4 protein-coding genes and 2 tRNA genes are annotated in these 3,295 nt (G+C 40.9%); all 6 read right to left on the bottom strand.

Annotated elements, in window-relative coordinates; translation table 11 throughout:
* Nucleotides 1-277 precede the first annotated feature (277 nt).
* The gene (tsaD, locus tag COJ96_RS17595; protein WP_098575113.1) at nucleotides 278-1,300 is read right to left on the bottom strand and encodes a tRNA (adenosine(37)-N6)-threonylcarbamoyltransferase complex transferase subunit TsaD; all 1,023 of its coding nucleotides are present in this window, start codon (nucleotides 1,298-1,300) and stop codon (nucleotides 278-280) included.
* Nucleotides 1,297-1,746: a ribosomal protein S18-alanine N-acetyltransferase gene (gene rimI / locus COJ96_RS17600; RefSeq protein WP_098575114.1), complete on the bottom strand. Its 450-nt coding sequence runs from the start codon at nucleotides 1,744-1,746 to the stop codon at nucleotides 1,297-1,299. Before rimI ends, tsaD begins: the two co-directional genes overlap by 4 nt.
* Nucleotides 1,747-1,767: 21 nt before the next feature.
* Nucleotides 1,768-2,466: a tRNA (adenosine(37)-N6)-threonylcarbamoyltransferase complex dimerization subunit type 1 TsaB gene (gene tsaB, locus COJ96_RS17605; RefSeq protein WP_098575115.1), complete on the bottom strand. Its 699-nt coding sequence runs from the start codon at nucleotides 2,464-2,466 to the stop codon at nucleotides 1,768-1,770.
* On the bottom strand, nucleotides 2,463-2,918 hold the full coding sequence (tsaE, locus tag COJ96_RS17610; RefSeq protein WP_098575116.1) for a tRNA (adenosine(37)-N6)-threonylcarbamoyltransferase complex ATPase subunit type 1 TsaE: 456 nt from the start codon (nucleotides 2,916-2,918) through the stop codon (nucleotides 2,463-2,465). Before tsaE ends, tsaB begins: the two co-directional genes overlap by 4 nt.
* 186 nt (nucleotides 2,919-3,104) lie before the next feature.
* Nucleotides 3,105-3,181 (bottom strand) — tRNA-Asp (locus tag COJ96_RS17615).
* Between the two features lie 35 nt (nucleotides 3,182-3,216).
* A tRNA-Met gene (locus COJ96_RS17620) sits at nucleotides 3,217-3,290 on the bottom strand.
* Nucleotides 3,291-3,295: the final 5 nt, after the last annotated feature.

Here is a 3,295-nt window from a genome sequence, read left to right on the forward strand (position 1 = left end):
GACAAGTTTAACACAGCCTTCTTTATAATAAGACATATATCGACAACATTCGATATAAACACTTTTTTAAAAAATTATTCACTTTTCCACAAGCTTATTCACATTGTAAACAGAGTATTCCCAATGATTTTTTTAGTTTTCCACAATATCCACAATAATTACCCCGCTTATCCACATTATACACAGAAAACAATCCACTTATCCACATTTAAGATTATTTTGATGGAAGTTCAAAAATTCTTATCAACAAAAAAACTCTTCTTATCCAGAAGAGTTTCTAATTATATAATTCAATATCTAATCCAGGATTGGCGTTTAACGTCAAATTTGCTCGAATTCCCTTTTCAAACATCACACTTCCAGCAGCAGCGATCATTGCTGCATTATCTGTACATAGTGATAATGGCGGGATGACTAATTCAATCCCAGGATTCTTGGAAAAAACCTTCTCTAACGCCTGTCTAAGTCCTTTATTCGCTGCAACCCCGCCCGCTACCAATACTTGCTCTACGCCGTATTCTGTGACCGCTCTTTCTGTTTTTGTGACTAAAACTTCAATGACGCTTTCTTGAAAACTTGCAGCTAGGTCTTCAGGGGCAATCACCTCACCGCGTTGCTCCGCATTATGGACCGTATTAATAACTGCGGATTTTAAACCACTAAAACTAAAATCATAGGAGCCTTCCTCCAGCCATGCCCGAGGTAAGTTAATCGTCGGATTTCCAGACTGAGCCAGGCGGTCAATATGAGGGCCGCCAGGGTACGGCATATTTAATGTGCGGGCTACCTTATCGTAGGCTTCCCCTGCAGCATCATCTCTAGTTTCCCCAATCACTTCAAAATGGCCATGTTCCTTCATATACACCAGTTCTGTATGCCCGCCAGAAACGACAAGAGCGAGGAGCGGGAATTTCATTTCGGTTACCAGCCGATTTGCATAAATATGGCCGGCAATATGGTGAACAGGAACGAGTGGTTTGTTCTCAGCAAAAGCTAATGCTTTCGCGGCATTTACCCCAATTAAAAGGGCACCGACCAGTCCAGGGCCCTCTGTGACAGCAATTGCATCAATCTCAGCAAACGAAATATTAGCTTGCTTTAAGGCTTCCTCGGTAACAATAGTGATTTGTTCAACATGGTGGCGGGAAGCAATCTCTGGCACAACACCACCAAAACGTTTATGACTTTCAATTTGAGATGCCACAACATTTGCCACAATCTCACGGCCGTTTTTAATGATTGCGACAGCCGTTTCATCACAACTTGTTTCAATTCCCATAATCCATTGATCTTTTATCATAAATTTACCCACATCACTAAACCATCTTCCTGATTATCTGAATAATAATTTTTACGGATTCCTCCATTTTGAAAGCCTAGCTTTCGATAAAGAGACTGTGCCACATGATTGGTCACACGTACTTCAAGTGTCATGGTCTTTGCTCCCATCTCCCGGGCTACTGACATCATTTTTTGCAATATAGCTTCCCCCAGCTTCCTGCCCCTATATTCAGGCAAGATTGCTACATTCGTCACATGGGCCTCGTCAATGACAATCCACGCTCCGCAGTATCCAAGAATTTTATTATTTTCTTCTAAAACGATATAAACAGCAAATCGATTATTGTGTAATTCATTATAGAAAGCTTCACGACTCCATGGGGTCGTAAAAGATGCATGCTCTACTTCTAAGATCTGATCAATATCCTCTTCCCTCATATTACGAAAAACAAATGAATCTACCATAACTCTCTATTCCTATCCATTTCATATTTTTCCTTTCGCTTCTAACCATTTCGCTTCTGCCTCAGCTAAACGAATATAATTTGGGACAAAAGAATGTATGTCCTCTCCAGGTTTATCCTTGCCAAGAAGGGCAAGCTCTGATGGACGAGGATTATGTTCTGTGATTGCTGCAAAAACGGCCTGTGATTCCAAATGGTCAGCGATTGTTGCTTGATGGAGTAATAAATCATTTCCGATAAATAATATTGATTTACCCGCGCCTTTTAGAGACTCTGCCCAATCGGCTAACATAACCAAGCGATCCTCTTTAACCGTTAAGAATTCACTGCCATGATTTTGATATAATCCCGTATATACTTGTCCCCTTCTAGCATCAAAGAGAGGCGAAACATAGCCATCAAAATAACGGCTGACACCTGATGCTAAGATTTCAAGGCTGGAAATACCGACAAGTGGAATGTTTAGGGTCCATGCTAACGTTTTAGCAATGGTTACCCCAATTCTAACTCCTGTATAAGAGCCTGGCCCTTTGGCTACGACAATCTTCGTTAAATCTGCAGGCACCCGCTCACAATCCTTCATTAGTGTTTGAATAGCAGGCATAATCCGAACAGAATGGTTCTTTTTTAAATTGGTTATATATTCTCCAAGTACTTGATTCTCTTCAATAAGCGCTACTCCTAAGGCATAGTTAGAAGTATCAATCGCTAATATCGTCATGAAAAAATCTCCTTACATAATTGCTCATATCTTTTTCCTCTCGGGGCGAAAACCATTCTTCTTTGATCCCCTTCTTCACGATACAAGTAGATGGTCAGTCTTTCCTCGGGAAGCTGCTCCTCAATTAAATGTGCCCATTCTACTACCGTCACTCCATCTCCTTCGAAGTACTCATCAAACCCCAGGTCTTCAAATGCATCTGCCACCCGGTAGACATCCATATGATATAATGGCAGGTTTCCTTTATATTCTTTAATAATGGTAAATGTCGGGCTATTAACGGTTTTCTTAATTTCTAAACCTTTAGCCAACCCCTTTGTGAAAGTTGTTTTTCCTGCACCCAAATCACCTTCCAGTGCAATGACATCTCCCGGTTTTAAGAGTCCAGCCAATCTTTCGGCAAACTGAGAAGTCTCCTCAGAATCCGTTGTAATACGTTCATATTGTTTCATTCGATCACCTTTTTATTTTAACATCGTAGCACATATCTTCATTTTACCTTATTTATCTGCAAAAAAACCTTAGGATTTCTCCTAAGGTGCCTATTTCATATGTAGTTTACCTGATTTTTTACAATTGAGCAAAAAAAGGCATAAAAAAAGACGAAACTTTGTTTCGTACTCATTTTACAATATAAATGGCGGTCCGGACGGGACTCGAACCCGCGACCTCCTGCGTGACAGGCAGGCATTCTAACCAACTGAACTACCGGACCAGAGTTTTTTCAAGCAATGCTTGAAAATAACTTAATTGCGGGGACAGGATTTGAACCTGCGACCTTCGGGTTATGAGCCCGACGAGCTACCAGACTGCTCCACCCCGCGACGAT

This window comes from Bacillus sp. AFS073361 (assembly GCF_002567005.1).
Classification (GTDB): domain Bacteria; phylum Bacillota; class Bacilli; order Bacillales; family Cytobacillaceae; genus Neobacillus.

What these genes read in the sequence shown, in the direction of transcription:
- tsaD (WP_098575113.1), bottom strand. Translation starts at nt 1,300, where the DNA reads ATGATAAAAGATCAATGGATTATGGGAATTGAAACAAGTTGTGATGAA.
- rimI (WP_098575114.1), bottom strand. Translation starts at nt 1,746, where the DNA reads ATGGTAGATTCATTTGTTTTTCGTAATATGAGGGAAGAGGATATTGAT.
- tsaB (WP_098575115.1), bottom strand. Translation starts at nt 2,466, where the DNA reads ATGACGATATTAGCGATTGATACTTCTAACTATGCCTTAGGAGTAGCG.
- tsaE (WP_098575116.1), bottom strand. Translation starts at nt 2,918, where the DNA reads ATGAAACAATATGAACGTATTACAACGGATTCTGAGGAGACTTCTCAG.